Annotated in this window: 12 protein-coding genes; 6 read left to right on the top strand and 6 right to left on the bottom strand. The window is 65.4% G+C overall.

Annotation, left to right across the window (positions count from 1 at the left end; genetic code table 11):
- Positions 1–3: 3 nt before the first annotated feature.
- From RM463_RS00065 to gloB, 4 genes are all read right to left on the bottom strand, one after another.
- Complete coding sequence (locus RM463_RS00065) at positions 4–1,077, bottom strand: microcin C ABC transporter permease YejB (protein ID WP_311428477.1); 1,074 nt, start codon at positions 1,075–1,077, stop codon at positions 4–6.
- Positions 1,078–1,155: 78 nt separating this feature from the next.
- Entirely contained in the window at positions 1,156–3,039 is a 1,884-nt protein-coding gene (locus RM463_RS00070) for an extracellular solute-binding protein (RefSeq protein WP_311428478.1), read from the bottom strand.
- A 97-nt stretch (positions 3,040–3,136) separates the two neighbouring features.
- Positions 3,137–4,327, bottom strand: coding sequence for a transglycosylase SLT domain-containing protein (locus RM463_RS00075; RefSeq protein ID WP_311428479.1), 1,191 nt, complete (start codon positions 4,325–4,327; stop codon positions 3,137–3,139).
- 73 nt (positions 4,328–4,400) lie between these two features.
- Entirely contained in the window at positions 4,401–5,168 is a 768-nt protein-coding gene (gene gloB, locus RM463_RS00080; RefSeq protein ID WP_311428480.1) for a hydroxyacylglutathione hydrolase, read from the bottom strand.
- A gap of 68 nt (positions 5,169–5,236) precedes the next feature.
- Here gloB and RM463_RS00085 point away from each other — a divergent pair, with 68 nt between their 5' ends.
- From RM463_RS00085 to nudC, 4 genes are read left to right on the top strand one after another with little or no spacing between them, the layout of a single operon-like run.
- Complete coding sequence (locus RM463_RS00085; protein WP_311428481.1) at positions 5,237–6,037, top strand: methyltransferase domain-containing protein; 801 nt, start codon at positions 5,237–5,239, stop codon at positions 6,035–6,037.
- Entirely contained in the window at positions 6,030–6,497 is a 468-nt protein-coding gene (gene rnhA, locus RM463_RS00090) for a ribonuclease HI (protein WP_195687476.1), read from the top strand. Before RM463_RS00085 ends, rnhA begins: the two co-directional genes overlap by 8 nt.
- Before the next feature lie 10 nt (positions 6,498–6,507).
- Positions 6,508–7,248 (top strand): DNA polymerase III subunit epsilon, encoded by a 741-nt coding sequence (gene dnaQ, locus RM463_RS00095; protein WP_311428482.1) that lies wholly within the window; start codon positions 6,508–6,510, stop codon positions 7,246–7,248.
- Positions 7,248–8,018, top strand: a complete 771-nt coding sequence (gene nudC / locus RM463_RS00100; protein WP_311428483.1) for an NAD(+) diphosphatase — start codon at positions 7,248–7,250, stop codon at positions 8,016–8,018. The genes dnaQ and nudC overlap by 1 nt, the downstream gene beginning before the upstream one ends.
- A gap of 251 nt (positions 8,019–8,269) precedes the next feature.
- Here the strand turns inward: nudC and RM463_RS00105 are convergent, their stop codons facing one another.
- Positions 8,270–8,581 (bottom strand): SCP2 sterol-binding domain-containing protein, encoded by a 312-nt coding sequence (locus tag RM463_RS00105; RefSeq protein ID WP_311428484.1) that lies wholly within the window; start codon positions 8,579–8,581, stop codon positions 8,270–8,272.
- 146 nt (positions 8,582–8,727) lie between these two features.
- Between RM463_RS00105 and sohB the strand changes: the two genes are divergently transcribed.
- On the top strand, positions 8,728–9,777 hold the full coding sequence (gene sohB, locus RM463_RS00110) for a protease SohB (RefSeq protein WP_311428485.1): 1,050 nt from the start codon (positions 8,728–8,730) through the stop codon (positions 9,775–9,777).
- 76 nt (positions 9,778–9,853) lie between these two features.
- On the opposite strand, the gene RM463_RS00115 is transcribed toward sohB, so the two are convergent.
- Positions 9,854–10,180, bottom strand: a complete 327-nt coding sequence (locus RM463_RS00115) for a helix-turn-helix transcriptional regulator (RefSeq protein WP_195687481.1) — start codon at positions 10,178–10,180, stop codon at positions 9,854–9,856.
- A 257-nt stretch (positions 10,181–10,437) separates the two neighbouring features.
- Between RM463_RS00115 and RM463_RS00120 the strand changes: the two genes are divergently transcribed.
- Entirely contained in the window at positions 10,438–12,384 is a 1,947-nt protein-coding gene (locus RM463_RS00120) for a propionyl-CoA synthetase (RefSeq protein WP_311429106.1), read from the top strand.
- Positions 12,385–12,525: the final 141 nt, after the last annotated feature.

Genomic DNA, 12,525 nt, shown 5'->3' on the forward strand with positions numbered 1-12,525 from the left:
GGCTCAGGACTCCCGTGTCTCGAAGTCGATGCGGGGATCGACCCATACATAGGTGAGGTCAGAGACCAGCTTGAGAAGCAGGCCGATCAGCGTATAGAGGAACAGGGTGCCGAAGATCACCGGGTAGTCGCGCTGCATCACCGCCTCGAAGCCGAGCAGCCCGAGCCCCTCCAGAGAGAAGATCACCTCGATCAGCAGCGACCCGGTGAAGAAGATCGAGATCAGCGCGCCGGGGAGGCCGGCGATGATGATCAGCATGGCGTTGCGGAAGACATGGCCGTAGAGCACGCGCTGGTCGCTGGCCCCCTTGGCGCGAGCGGTCAGCACATACTGCTTGTGAATCTCGTCCAGGAAGCTGTTCTTGGTGAGCATGGTCAGGGTGGCGAAGCTGCCGATGGTCATGGCGATCACCGGCAGGGTGATGTGCCAGACATAGTCCTTGATCTTGCCCCAGGCCGAGAGGTCATCGAAGTTCGGGGAGGTGAGGCCGCGCAGGGGGAAGAGGTCCCAGTAGCTGCCGCCGGCGAACAGCACGATCAGCAGGATGGCGAACAGGAAGCCGGGTATGGCATAGCCGACGATGACCAGCCCCGAGGTCCAGACATCGAAGCGCGAACCGTGGTGCAGGGCCTTGCGAATCCCCAGCGGAATCGAGATCAGATAGACCAGCAGGGTGGTCCATAGCCCCAGCGATACCGACACCGGCAGACGCTCGATCATCAGTTCGATGACCGGTCGGTCGCGAAAGAAGCTGACCCCGAAGTCGAGGGTGGCGTAATCCGCCAGCATGCCGATGAAGCGCTCGTGGGCGGGCTGATCGAAGCCGAACTGGGCCTCTAGCTGTTCGATAAAGCGTGGGTCGATGCCTCTCGCACCCCGGGACTCATCCTGCACCACCACTTCGCCACCGCCGGTGTCGAGACGCGTGCTGGACAGGCTGTCGACTCCCTCGAGGCGGGCGAGCATCTGGTCGATGGGGCCGCCGGGGGCGGCCTGCACGATGATGAAGTTGAGCAGCATGATGCCGAGCAGGGTCGGAATCATCAGCAGCAGGCGGCGCAGGATATAACGGCTCACGTTTGCGGCCCTCGTGTTCGCAGTCCTCGTGCCCGCCACCCTTGTGGGTGGCGGGCCCTGCCAATCATCGACATGCTCCTAGTCTCCCTGCTTGCGCTGTTCGAGTCGCGCGGCGCGCTCGGGGTCCACCCACCAGGCCTCGAGATCCATGCCGTACCGGGGCGAGGGCTCGGGCCAGCCGAACTTGTCCCATACCGCCAGCCGGGTTTCGCCGGAGTGGTAGTGGGGAATGACGATAAAGTGGTGGCGCAGTACCCGGTCGAGGGCCCGGGTGAGGGTGTTGAGGGTCTCGCGGCTGTCGGCGCGAATCAGCTGCTCGACCAGGTCGTCGACGACCGGGTTCGCCAGCCCCATCAGGTTACGGCTCTGGGGCCTCTGGGCATAATCGCTGGTCCAGAACTCCCGCTGCTCGTTGCCGGGGTTGTTGGACTGGGGGAACTGGCCGACCACCAGGTCGAAGTCAAAGCTGCGTAGCCGGTTCAGATACTGGTTGATATCGACGATGCGAATGGTGCCACGGATCCCCAGGCGTGCCATATTGCGCAGCATCGGCTGGACCACCCGCTCCATGCCGCTGTCGTAGAGCAGCACCTCCAGCGCCAGCGGTTCCTCCGTCTCGGCATCGACCAGGCCGCCGTTGCGCACCCTGTAGCCCGCGTCCCGCAGCAGCGTGAGGGCGAGGCGTAGCCGCTCGCGCAGCGCCTCAGGATGCTTCATGGGCAGCGGCTCGCTGAAGACATCCTCGGGGAGCTGGTCTCGCCAGGGCGTGAGCACCTCGAGTTCGGCCTCGCTCGGCAGCCCCGTGGCGGCCATCTCGGAGTTCTGGAAGAAGCTCTCGGTGCGTCGATAGGCATCGTAGAAGATATTGGCGTTGAGCCAGGGGAAGTCGAAGGTCAATGCCAGGGCCTCGCGGACCCTGGGGTCCTGAAACTTCTCCTGGCGCAGATTGTAGATAAAGGCCTGCATCCGTGCCGGCTGGCCGTCGGGCACGCGGAGTTTCCTGACCAGCCCGTTGTTGAAGGCCGGGAAGTCGTAACCGGTGGCCCAGGTGGCGGCGCGCGCATCGACACGATAGTCCAGCACGCCGGCCTTGAAGGCCTCCCAGGCGATGTCCCGGTCGCGGTAGTAGTCGTAGACCAGGCGGCCGATATTGTGGCGGCCACGCTTCACCGGCAGATCGCGCGCCCAGTAGTCTTCCACGCGCTTATAGACGATGCGCCTTCCGGGGTCGACCTCGGCGATGCGATAGGGTCCGGAGCCGGGGTGTCGCTCCAGGGTCGGCGAGCCGAAGTCGCGGCCTTCCCAGTAGTGCCTGGGCAGGATCGGCAACTGGCCGACGATCAGCGGCAGCTCCCGGGAGTGGGTGGAGGCGAACTCGAAGCGCACCGTGTCATCGTCCAGGGCGGTCACGCTCTCGACGTCGGCGTAGTAGGCCCCGTAGAAGGGGTTGCCCTGCTCGGTGAGCAGTTCGAAGCTGAAGACGACGTCCCTGGCCGTCAGGGGCTCGCCGTCGTGGAAGCGCGCCTCGGGGCGCAGGTCGAACTCGATCCACTCCCGGTCGGGGTCCAGCCGGATGCCTTCGGCCAGCAGGCCGTAGAGCGAGAAGGGCTCGTCGGGGTTGCCTTCGAGCAGGGTGTCGTAGATGCGCGATACCCCGGCGGCGGGGGTGCCGCGAATGATAAAGGGGTTGGTGGAGTCAAAACTGCCCCCCACGGCGGCCTGGGTCAGGCTGCCCCCCTTGGGCGCTTCGGGGTTGACGTAGGGAAAGTGCGCAAAGCCTTCGGGGAGTGCCGGCTCACCGTAGAGCGAAAGTCCGTGCACGGTGGGAACTCTGTCATCGTTCGTCGCCGGGGCCTTCGGGTCGTGTGCGGCTTGGGCGCTGGCCTGAGATACGAAGAGGCCGATAAGTGTAAGCAGCAAGAGGCGTGAGGCGGCTAGGCAGCGGCGTGATGGTGTAGGCATTCAGACATCCCGTGTCGACGGTAACGCCGGCTGGCGCCGGCGTCGTTGCCTGATAAGGTGTCAGTCTCGAGCGTGAAAGACAATACCCATGCCGTGCTTAACGCGAGGCGAGGCTGCGGGTGGGAAGCTCAAGCGTCTGCCCCGGGCGAATCAGGTTGCCCGAGAGGCCGTTGGCCTGGCGCAGCTCGGCGACGCTGATGCCCTGGAGGGCGGCGATCTCGGCCAGGGTGTCGCCACGCTGCACCAGGTAGCGGGAGTCCTGGGTGCCGCCTGGCGCCGCGGGAGTGTCGAGGCGTGCCAGCATGGCGTCGGCGCGCGCGGCGGGCACCAGCAGCACTCGATCATTGCCGGGGAGAACGGTGCCGCCGGTTACCCCCGGGTTGAGCTCGGCGATCGTGCCCTTCGAGACACCGGCGAGGCGGGCGGCCTCGTCCAGGCGCAGTGGGCGCTCAACGGGGATCTTGGCGAAGGCCGGGGCATGCTCGATGGCGGGGAGGGTGACCTGGTACTCCTCGGGCGAAGCGATGATGGCGGCAATGGCCTTGAGCTTGGGCACGTAGTTCATGGTTTCGCGAGGCAGCGAGAGACCCCAGTAGTCGCCGCTCTTGCCCTGGGCGAGAGCCCGGCGGCGTGCCTTGTTGACGGTCCCGGCCCCGGCGTTATAGGCCGCCAGGGAGAGCTCGAGATCGCCCTCGTACCACTGGTCGGCCTGGTATTCGATATAGTCGAGGGCGGCGTAGGTCGAGGCCACCACATCCAGACGCCCGTCATAGCCGCGCTGCCGGCTCAAGCCCAGGGAGTCACCGGTGCGTGGCATGAACTGCCAGAGGCCGGCGGCACCGCGATGGGAGCGCGCGCTCGGATCGAAGGAGCTTTCGATAAACGGAATCAGGGCGATTTCACCGGGCAGGCCACGCTCCTCGACCTTCTGGATGATCCAGGCCAGCCAGGGGCGTGCACGCTCGGTGATTTCGGCGATATTGTGCGGAGACTGGCGATAGTGGTCGATCCAGGCCTGCACGCGTGGCTCGTCCAGTTCGTCCTGCCACTGGAAGCTGTCGCGCAGCTGGCTCCAGGCGTCACGGGGCTCAACCGCCAGTTCGTCCCAGAAGTGCTGGGACGTGAGGACCGGGGATGGAGTAAAGGTGGCGTGCTGCGCCGCTCGGGCGCCACGGCTCTGGTCGAACGTCGCGGCCTGGATCTGGGCGCCGGCGCTCATCAAGGCCCCGAGCAGGGCCGCGCTGCTGGCGAAGGCGAAGAGCCGGCGGCGAGTGGTGTAGTAGGTCATCCGGTCGTGTTCCTCCAGGGCGCGTCAGGGCCTCCGGCAGTGTCGGAAGGCATCAGGCGTCCACGGATCGAGTTCAGAAGTTGTCTTTCCAGGCGCGCAGGGTGGCGAAGGTCGCCTCGTCGCTGTCGACGTCGCCATGGGCCGAGCTGGCCTGGCGTACGCCGGCATCCGCCACGCGCAGGAAGGGGTTGATGCGTTTCTCGCGGGCCAGGGAGGTGGGCAGTGTCGGGCGCTCAAGCTCCCTGGCACGCTGGCACTCTTCCATGGCCTGGACCACGTCCGAATTGTGGGGGTCGGCGGCCAACGCAAAGCGCAGGTTGGCCTGAGTATATTCATGGGCGGCGAAGATCAGGGTGTCATCGGGCAGGGCCGCAAGCTTCTGCAGCGAGGCGTGCATCTGTGCCGGTGTACCTTCGAAGAGGCGACCACAGCCGGCGCTGAACAGGGCATCGCCGCCGAACAGCAGCGGCGGGATACCGGCCGTGAAGAACGCGATATGATCCAGGGTATGGCCGGGCACCGCGATCACCTCGAACAGCCGTCCCATGACGCGAACCTCATCGCCCTCGGTCACCCTGGTGTCGATGCCGTCGATGGCATCGTTGTCGGGGCCGATCACCCGCGGGGAGTAGCGCTCGATCAGCTCGGGCAAGCCACCGGTGTGGTCCGGGTGATGATGGGTGATCAGCACCGTCGAGAGGGTCAGCGACTCGCGTTCGAGCAGCTCGATGACAGGGGCGGCATCGCCGGGATCCACCACGCAGACATCGGGGGTCGTGTCCTGACGCAGAAGCCAGATATAGTTATCGCTAAACGCGGGAATCGGTGTCACGCTCAACATGGGCTGAGTGTCCTGAATGGGCATGAACGGTTCGCAAAATCCGCTCAATATGAAGAGTAGGGAGGGGCATGTCAACCGACAGGGGAGCCCAGCGGCTGGCGGCACTGTTTCGTGAAGGCCAGCGCTTCTGGGCCACGCCGCCAGGCGAGGCCGTACGGCGTGCCGAAAGAGCCTGCCTCGGGCCGGTCTGTGAGCGGCTCTTCGGTATGCACAGTCTCGAGCTGGGGTTCGGCAGTGTGCTGGCCGACATGTGTCCGGTACGCCACCCCATGCAGTGGGCACCGACCCGAGAGCTGGCCCAGGGGGCGTCGACGCTGGTCTGCTCACCCGACGCGCTGCCACTCCCCGATGGCAGTCTCCACCTGGTGGTCGTCCACCATCTGCTCGAGGTGGCCCCCGACCCGCATCACATGCTGCAGGAGGCCGCACGCATCACCGCCGATGAGGGGCGGCTCATTCTCTTCGGCTGGATGCCACTCTCAACGATAGCGCTGGGGCGGCTGTCGCCCGGGCGTCGCCAACGGCTGCCCTGGCGGGGTCAGTGGCGTTCTCCCGCTCGTCTGCGCGACTGGCTGGCGTTTGTCGACTTCGAGATCGAGCGGGTAGACTACTGCGCTTTTCAACTGCCTGGACGACTGCCCCGCAACTCCTTCTTCGAGACGCTGGGGCGCCGCCACAATCTGCCCCTGGGCGATAGTTACATGATCCAGGCCCAGCGCCGTCCGCAGCTGATCGAGACCCGCAGTAGCGGGTTGCGCTTTACCGCTCCCCTGGGAGGGGCGGCGTTCGGCACCGCCCGCCTGGAGCCCGACCAGGCCGCGGCTCGACAGGGGGCGGCCCACGAAAGAAGGATGACAGAGATTGAGTGATTCAGAGGCCGGCGGCTCCCCGTCGGTGACGATCTATACCGATGGCGCCTGCCGTGGCAACCCGGGACCCGGTGGCTGGGGGGCGTTGCTGATCAGCGGACCCCATGAGAAAACGCTGAATGGCTACGAGGCGCGCACGACCAATAATCGCATGGAGCTGATGGCGGCGATCATGGCACTGCGCGAGCTCAAGCGCTCCTGTCGCGTGGCGCTATGGACCGATTCCGAGTATCTGCGCCGCGGTATCACCGAGTGGATCCATGGCTGGGTCAAGCGGGGCTGGAAGACGGCCGGTCGACAGCCGGTCAAGAATGCCGAGCTGTGGAAGGAGCTGCTCGAGGAGACCCACCGCCACGAGATCGAGTGGCACTGGGTCAAGGGGCATAGCGGTCATCCGGGGAACGAGCGCGCCGATGCGCTTGCCAATGAGGCCATCGACAGCCACCGCCAGCAGACGTGAGGGAGATGTGATGCGGCAGATAATTCTGGACACCGAGACCACGGGCATCGACCCCCGGGAAGGCCACCGCCTGATCGAGATCGGCGCGGTGGAGATGGTCAATCGCCGCCTGACCGGGCGCACCTACCACCAGTTCATCAACCCCGAGCGCGAGATCGAGGAGGAGGCGATCTCGGTGCATGGCATCACCAATGAACGGGTTGCCGGTGAGCCCCTGTTCGCGGAGATCGCGGATGAGTTCTGGGCCTTTATCGAGGGTGGCGAGCTGGTCATCCATAACGCTCCCTTCGATGTGGGGTTTATCGACCATGAGCTGGCCATGCTCAATGACTCGCGCGGCGAGCCACGGCTGGGGCCGGTAGCGGAGCATTGTCGCATTCTCGATACCCTGCAGCTGGCACGCGACAAGCATCCAGGCCAGCGCAACAACCTGGATGCGCTGTGCAAGCGCTACGAGATCGATAACGGTCACCGGGTCCTCCATGGCGCCCTGCTTGATGCCGAGATACTCGCCGAGGTCTATCTGGCGATGACCGGTGGCCAGACCGCCCTGCTTCTGGACGCCTCCATGAGTGCGGAGGGGGGCAGAAAGGCCGGCATCCAGCATCGCCCCGTATCGGTAGCGGCGGGTCAGCTGCGCGTGTCGACGCCAAGCGACCAGGAGCTGGCCGCCCATCGCAAGAAGCTGACAAGCATCCGCGAGGCGGCAGGCGAGTGCCTGTGGGATGGCGTGGAAGGGATTCCACACTGATGCTGCGCCGCGAACTCCCCCTCGAGGCGCGAGAAGGCCATGTGATTCGGCTTGCCGAAGGGCGCATCGCGCCGGCGCCCGACGGCGGGGTCCTGCAGCCGATCATGCCCTGGACGGAGCAGATGCAGCCGCTGGGCTATTGGCATGACGTGCCGGTGGCGCTCTCACTCGAGGCCGAGGCGGGCGATGACTGGCCAGGCGGGCGTGAGTGGCTGTCGCGGTTGCCGGAGTCGCGCTTCGGGCTGGTCTCGACCTCGCTGCAGGTGGCCGCCTGGCTACGCAACCACCGCTTCTGCGGCCGATGCGGCGCACCGGCGGCGCGCCTCGACGCCGAGTTTGCGATGCATTGCCACGGCTGCGGGCACCGCAACTACCCTCGTATCTCGCCCTGCATCATCACCCTGGTGACGCATGGGGAGTCGCTGTTGCTGGCGCGCAGCCCGCGTTTTCCACCACGGCGTTACTCGACCCTGGCAGGCTTTATCGAACCCGGGGAGTCGGCAGAGGAGGCGGTGCGCCGCGAGATCTTCGAGGAGGTGGGGGTGAGCGTAGGCAGGATTCGCTACTTCCGCAGCCAGGCCTGGCCGTTTCCCCACGCCCTGATGCTCGGCTTCTTTGCCGAGGCGGCCAGTCGACGCATCCGCATCGATGGCGTGGAGATCGCCGATGCCGCCTGGTTCTCTCCTCGCCAGCTACCTCAGCTACCTCCGCTCTACTCGATCTCACGGGCCCTGATCGAGACACATCTGGCCGAGGTGGCGGCCCGTTAGGTATGCCCAGATAAGGCGAGGGGAAACCGATATCAGGGCTATTTGCAGATAGCTTGGCACCTCGATATTCGGGGCTGATCTGGCGACAAGCGCCGGACCGACGAGGAGGCGCTGTGAATACTTCCCTGTACGCTACCTCGGCCGTCCCTGGTCCTCGGATCTCCTTCTCGGCTTGTCCCCAGCGACCCTTGGTTTCGGGGTGTAACCCGCATTGCGCCTTCAGTGGGCCCGGCTGGGACGGGGTGTTGCGGTTATTCGCCGGGAAACAGGCTGGTCAGCTTGGTGGCCAGCATGATGTTGCCGGTGGCCTTGAGCTTGCCGGTCATGAAGGCCGTCATGCCGTTGACCTCGCCGGTCATCAGGCCCTTGAGTGTCGCGGTGCTCATGGTCAAGCTGACGGACGGGTCGTCGTGCTCCCCCTGCTCAACGCTCAGCGACTCATTCTGGATGACTAGGTAGTGGCTCTCGGCATCGTCGAAATGGAACTGGAAGACCTCATCCATGCCGCTGGCGGCCTGGGGGTCGAAGCGAGACGTCAGGGTGTCGAGGGTAGACTGGCTCATGGGAGACTCCTGGGGTTGGGTGGGGGATGGCGTGAGCGTATTTCAAACAACTGTTTAGATCAAGCGGGCCTGGGCTGCTGTCGTGTGCAGCACTGTTGTCATGCCTGTTGTCATGCACAGGGCGCCGGGCCCCTAGGGAGGCATTGATGGGAGAGTGGCTGGCGGACGTCGGACTGTTTCTGGTCCAGTTGCTGAGCGTGGTGCTGGTGGTCGGGCTCGCTGTCGCGGTGGTGGCCAGGCTGCGCCAGGAGGCGGGCAGCGACTCACGGCTCAAGCTCGTGGAACTCAATCGGGGGCGTGACGAAAGGAAGCGGCGATTGCGGCTGGCGGCCAGCGAGCCGGGGGCTCGCAAGCGCCTGCTCAAGGCCTTTCGTCGCGAGGACAAGCAGCAGGCCAAGGCCGGCAAGTCCCATAAGCGTGAGGGAGGGGAGAGCCGGTCGACGGTCTGGCTGATCGACTTCCATGGGGATATTCGAGCCAGCGGGACCGACCGCTTCGCCGAAGAGATTTCGGCGGTCATCGCGGCAGCCGAGTCGGGAGACGAGGTGGTGGTGCGCCTGGAGTCCGCGGGTGGCCTGGTGCATGCCTATGGTCTGGCTGCCGCCGAGCTCGACCGCCTGCGTGATGCGGGGCTGGCCACGACGGTCTGTATCGACAAGGTGGCCGCCAGCGGTGGTTACCTCATGGCGTGTGGGGCGGACAGGGTGCGGGCGGCGCCGCTGGCGGTGGTGGGTTCGGTCGGTGTGGTGGCCCAGGTGCCCAATGTGCACCGCCTGCTCAAGCGCCACGATATCGATGTCGAGGTTCTGACCGCCGGGCGCTACAAGCGCACCCTGACAGTGCTTGGCGAGAATACCGAGGAGGGGCGCGAGAAGTTCATCGATGATCTGGAGAGGACCCACGAGCTGTTCAAGCGCCATGTGGCAAAGCGTCGGCCCGGGCTCGATATCGAGGCGATCGCCACCGGCGAGATCTGGTACGGCAGCGAGGCCCTCGACAGGGGGCTGGTCGATGCTCTGGGTACCAGCGAGGCCTATCTGGTCGAGCGCATGCAGGAGTCCAGGGTCATACGGGTCAAGCTGGAGCCGTCACGCCGGCTCGGCGAAAGGCTCGGTGCGGCGGTATCCGCGGGAGTGGAGCAGGCGCTGCTGCGCGGTGCCCAGGCGCTGGATGCTAGTCGCTGGCAGAAGCACTGAGCCTGGCGCCTGCGTCGCCCTCCTGGTTGGAGGTCTGGCCTTCGGCCCGGAGGGCTTGATATGACGCCCTCGCTCGTCAGCCGTCCGCCAGGCCAAGGTTGACGAGGGTGGCGATGATCGACCTGACGCTGTCGCCCTGCAGCGAGTAGTAGATGGTCTGTGAGCTGCGGCGGGTCGATACCAGCTCCTCCCGACGCAGTATGGCCAGGTGTTGCGATAGGGCCGACTGGCTCAGTGCCAGATGTCCGTTGAGCTCGGTCACCGACATCTCGCCCGTGTCGAGCAGGCAGAGGATGCGAAGGCGGTTGTCGTTGGCCATCGCCTTGAGCAGGGCGGTGGCGCGATCAATGGCGCCGCTCCCCCCTTCGATGAGTCGTGCTGCCTCGCGGCTGGGAGTCTTCATGGCATGTCCCCGCGCTGCGCGTGAGTGGAGGGGTCGTATGCGACGCTATCGAGCGCCGCGACGGTATATCATGCTTTGCTCAAGCATAGCGTAAATCCTGTTGTCTGTGGGCCTCGAGGCGGTGGTTTTTTCATGGAGCCCGCCTCACTACAGTTGTTGACAATAAAGCATCAAGATCTGCTTCTTTCGTCGAAACTTAGCCTATCGTATGAGGGAGCCCGGGGATCTGTGCTTTACAGTGTCAACAATTACATGCACTGGACCGTGACAGGATCGCCATGAGCAACCACTCGATGAACAGCTACGCCAATGAGTTTCGTCGTTCGATAGATCACCCTGAAACCTTCTGGGCCGAGCAGGCGCGCCGCATCCCCTGGTTCAAGGAGCCTGAGAGGATCCTCGAGTATGATGAGGCCAACCATGCCCGCTGGTTCGGCGACGGCGAGCTGAATATTGCGTATGCCGCTCTCGACTATCATGTCGAGCAGGGCAGGGGGGAGCAGCCTGCCCTGCTGTGGGACTCCCCGGTGACCGACAGCAAGCGCACCTTGAACTATCGAGAGATGCGCGATCAGGTGGCGCGGTTTGCCGGTGCGCTGAAGGCGATGGGGGTCGAGAAGGGCGACCGGGTGGTGATCTACATGCCCATGGTGCCCGAGGCTCTGGTCGCCATGTATGCCTGTGCCAGGCTCGGCGCGGTGCACTCGGTCGTGTTCGGTGGCTTCGCCCCCCACGAGCTGGCGGTGCGCATCGAAGATGCCGCCCCCAAGGTGGTCGTCGCCGCCTCCTGTGGCGTCGAGGTCGGCAAGGTTCTGCCCTACAAGCCGATCGTCGACGCGGCCATCGCGCAGAGTGCCCATAAGCCGGATGCCTGTGTGATCTTCCAGCGCGAGCAGCATCTCGCCGAGCTGGGTGAGCGCGACCATGACTGGGCGACGCTGGTCGAGACATCGACGCCCGCCGAGTGTGTGCCGGTGAAGGGCACGGACCCTCTCTATGTCCTCTACACCTCGGGTACCACGGGCAAGCCCAAGGGGGTGGTGCGCGATACCGGCGGCTATGCGGTCGCGCTGACCTACTCCATGGACGTCATCTATGACGTGGCGCCGGGCGAGGTGTTCTTCTCGGCCTCGGATGTGGGCTGGGTGGTCGGTCACTCCTACATCGTGTATGCGCCGCTGCTGCGCGGGGCGACCACCGTCGTCTACGAGGGCAAGCCGGTGAAGACGCCGGATGCCGGAGCGTTCTGGCGGATCATCGAGGAGTATGGGGTGAAGAGCTTCTTCACCGCGCCGACGGCCTTCCGTGCCGTCAAGAAGGAGGACCCGGACGGCAAGCTGCTGGCACAGTACGATATCTCGAGTCTCAAGGCGCTGTTCCTGGCGGGGGAGCGCCTCGACCCGCCGACCTTCCACTGGCTGGATGACCTGCTCGACGTGCCGGTCATCGATCACTGGTGGCAGACCGAGAGCGGCTGGCCCATCGCCGCCAACCTCCATGGCCTCGAGCCCATGCCCACCAAGGCGGGCAGTGCCACCGTGCCGGTGCCCGGTTTCAACGTGCAGATCCTCGACCGCGAGGGGGAGTCCATGGCGCCCATGGCCCAGGGTAGCGTGGTGATCAAGCAGCCCCTGCCGCCGGGCTGTCTGACGGGGGTGTGGGGAGATCCTCAGCGTTTCCACTCGGCCTATATGGCAGCTTTTCCGGGGTGCTATCTGACCGGGGATGGCGGCTATATCGATGAGGACGGCTATCTGTTCATCATGGGGCGCACCGATGATGTCATCAATGTGGCCGGTCACCGCCTCTCCACCGGCGAGATGGAGGAGGTCGTTGGCGACCATCCTGCCGTGGCCGAGTGTGCCGTCATCGGTGTCCATGACGCGCTCAAGGGGCAGTTGCCGGTGGGGCTGGTCATCCCCAAGGATGGCTTCGATGGGCGGGAGGTGGAGCTGGAGAAGGAGCTGATCGTCCTGGTGCGGGAGAAGATCGGGCCGATCGCCTGCTTCAAGCAGGTGCTGGTGGTGGATCGCCTGCCCAAGACGCGCTCCGGCAAGATCCTGCGCAAGCTGTTGCGCAACATTGCCGATGGCAAGGAGTACTCGGTGCCTTCCACCATCGATGACCCGGCGAGTCTCGAGGAGATTCACGAGGCCATGCAGGCCCATGACGTCGGTGCCGCCAGCGAGGCGCACCAGGTCTAGGCGCCGCGCTGGGTGACATCATGATGTGATCGCACGCCGCCCCATTGGGCGGCGTGCGGCGTTTCGGGCGGGCGCCCTCCACCCTGCTAGTGTCATCTGCGCTGGCCCTGGCGTCGCGCATGGCCAGTCGGCCCCCCACGC

Source organism: Halomonas sp. LES1 (assembly GCF_031846005.1).
GTDB lineage: Bacteria > Pseudomonadota > Gammaproteobacteria > Pseudomonadales > Halomonadaceae > Halomonas.

What these genes read in the sequence shown, in the direction of transcription:
- RM463_RS00070 (WP_311428478.1), bottom strand. Translation starts at nt 3,039, where the DNA reads ATGCCTACACCATCACGCCGCTGCCTAGCCGCCTCACGCCTCTTGCTG.
- RM463_RS00075 (WP_311428479.1), bottom strand. Translation starts at nt 4,327, where the DNA reads ATGACCTACTACACCACTCGCCGCCGGCTCTTCGCCTTCGCCAGCAGC.
- gloB (WP_311428480.1), bottom strand. Translation starts at nt 5,168, where the DNA reads ATGTTGAGCGTGACACCGATTCCCGCGTTTAGCGATAACTATATCTGG.
- RM463_RS00085 (WP_311428481.1), top strand. Translation starts at nt 5,237, where the DNA reads ATGTCAACCGACAGGGGAGCCCAGCGGCTGGCGGCACTGTTTCGTGAA.
- dnaQ (WP_311428482.1), top strand. Translation starts at nt 6,508, where the DNA reads ATGCGGCAGATAATTCTGGACACCGAGACCACGGGCATCGACCCCCGG.
- nudC (WP_311428483.1), top strand. Translation starts at nt 7,248, where the DNA reads ATGCTGCGCCGCGAACTCCCCCTCGAGGCGCGAGAAGGCCATGTGATT.
- RM463_RS00105 (WP_311428484.1), bottom strand. Translation starts at nt 8,581, where the DNA reads ATGAGCCAGTCTACCCTCGACACCCTGACGTCTCGCTTCGACCCCCAG.
- sohB (WP_311428485.1), top strand. Translation starts at nt 8,728, where the DNA reads ATGGGAGAGTGGCTGGCGGACGTCGGACTGTTTCTGGTCCAGTTGCTG.
- RM463_RS00115 (WP_195687481.1), bottom strand. Translation starts at nt 10,180, where the DNA reads ATGAAGACTCCCAGCCGCGAGGCAGCACGACTCATCGAAGGGGGGAGC.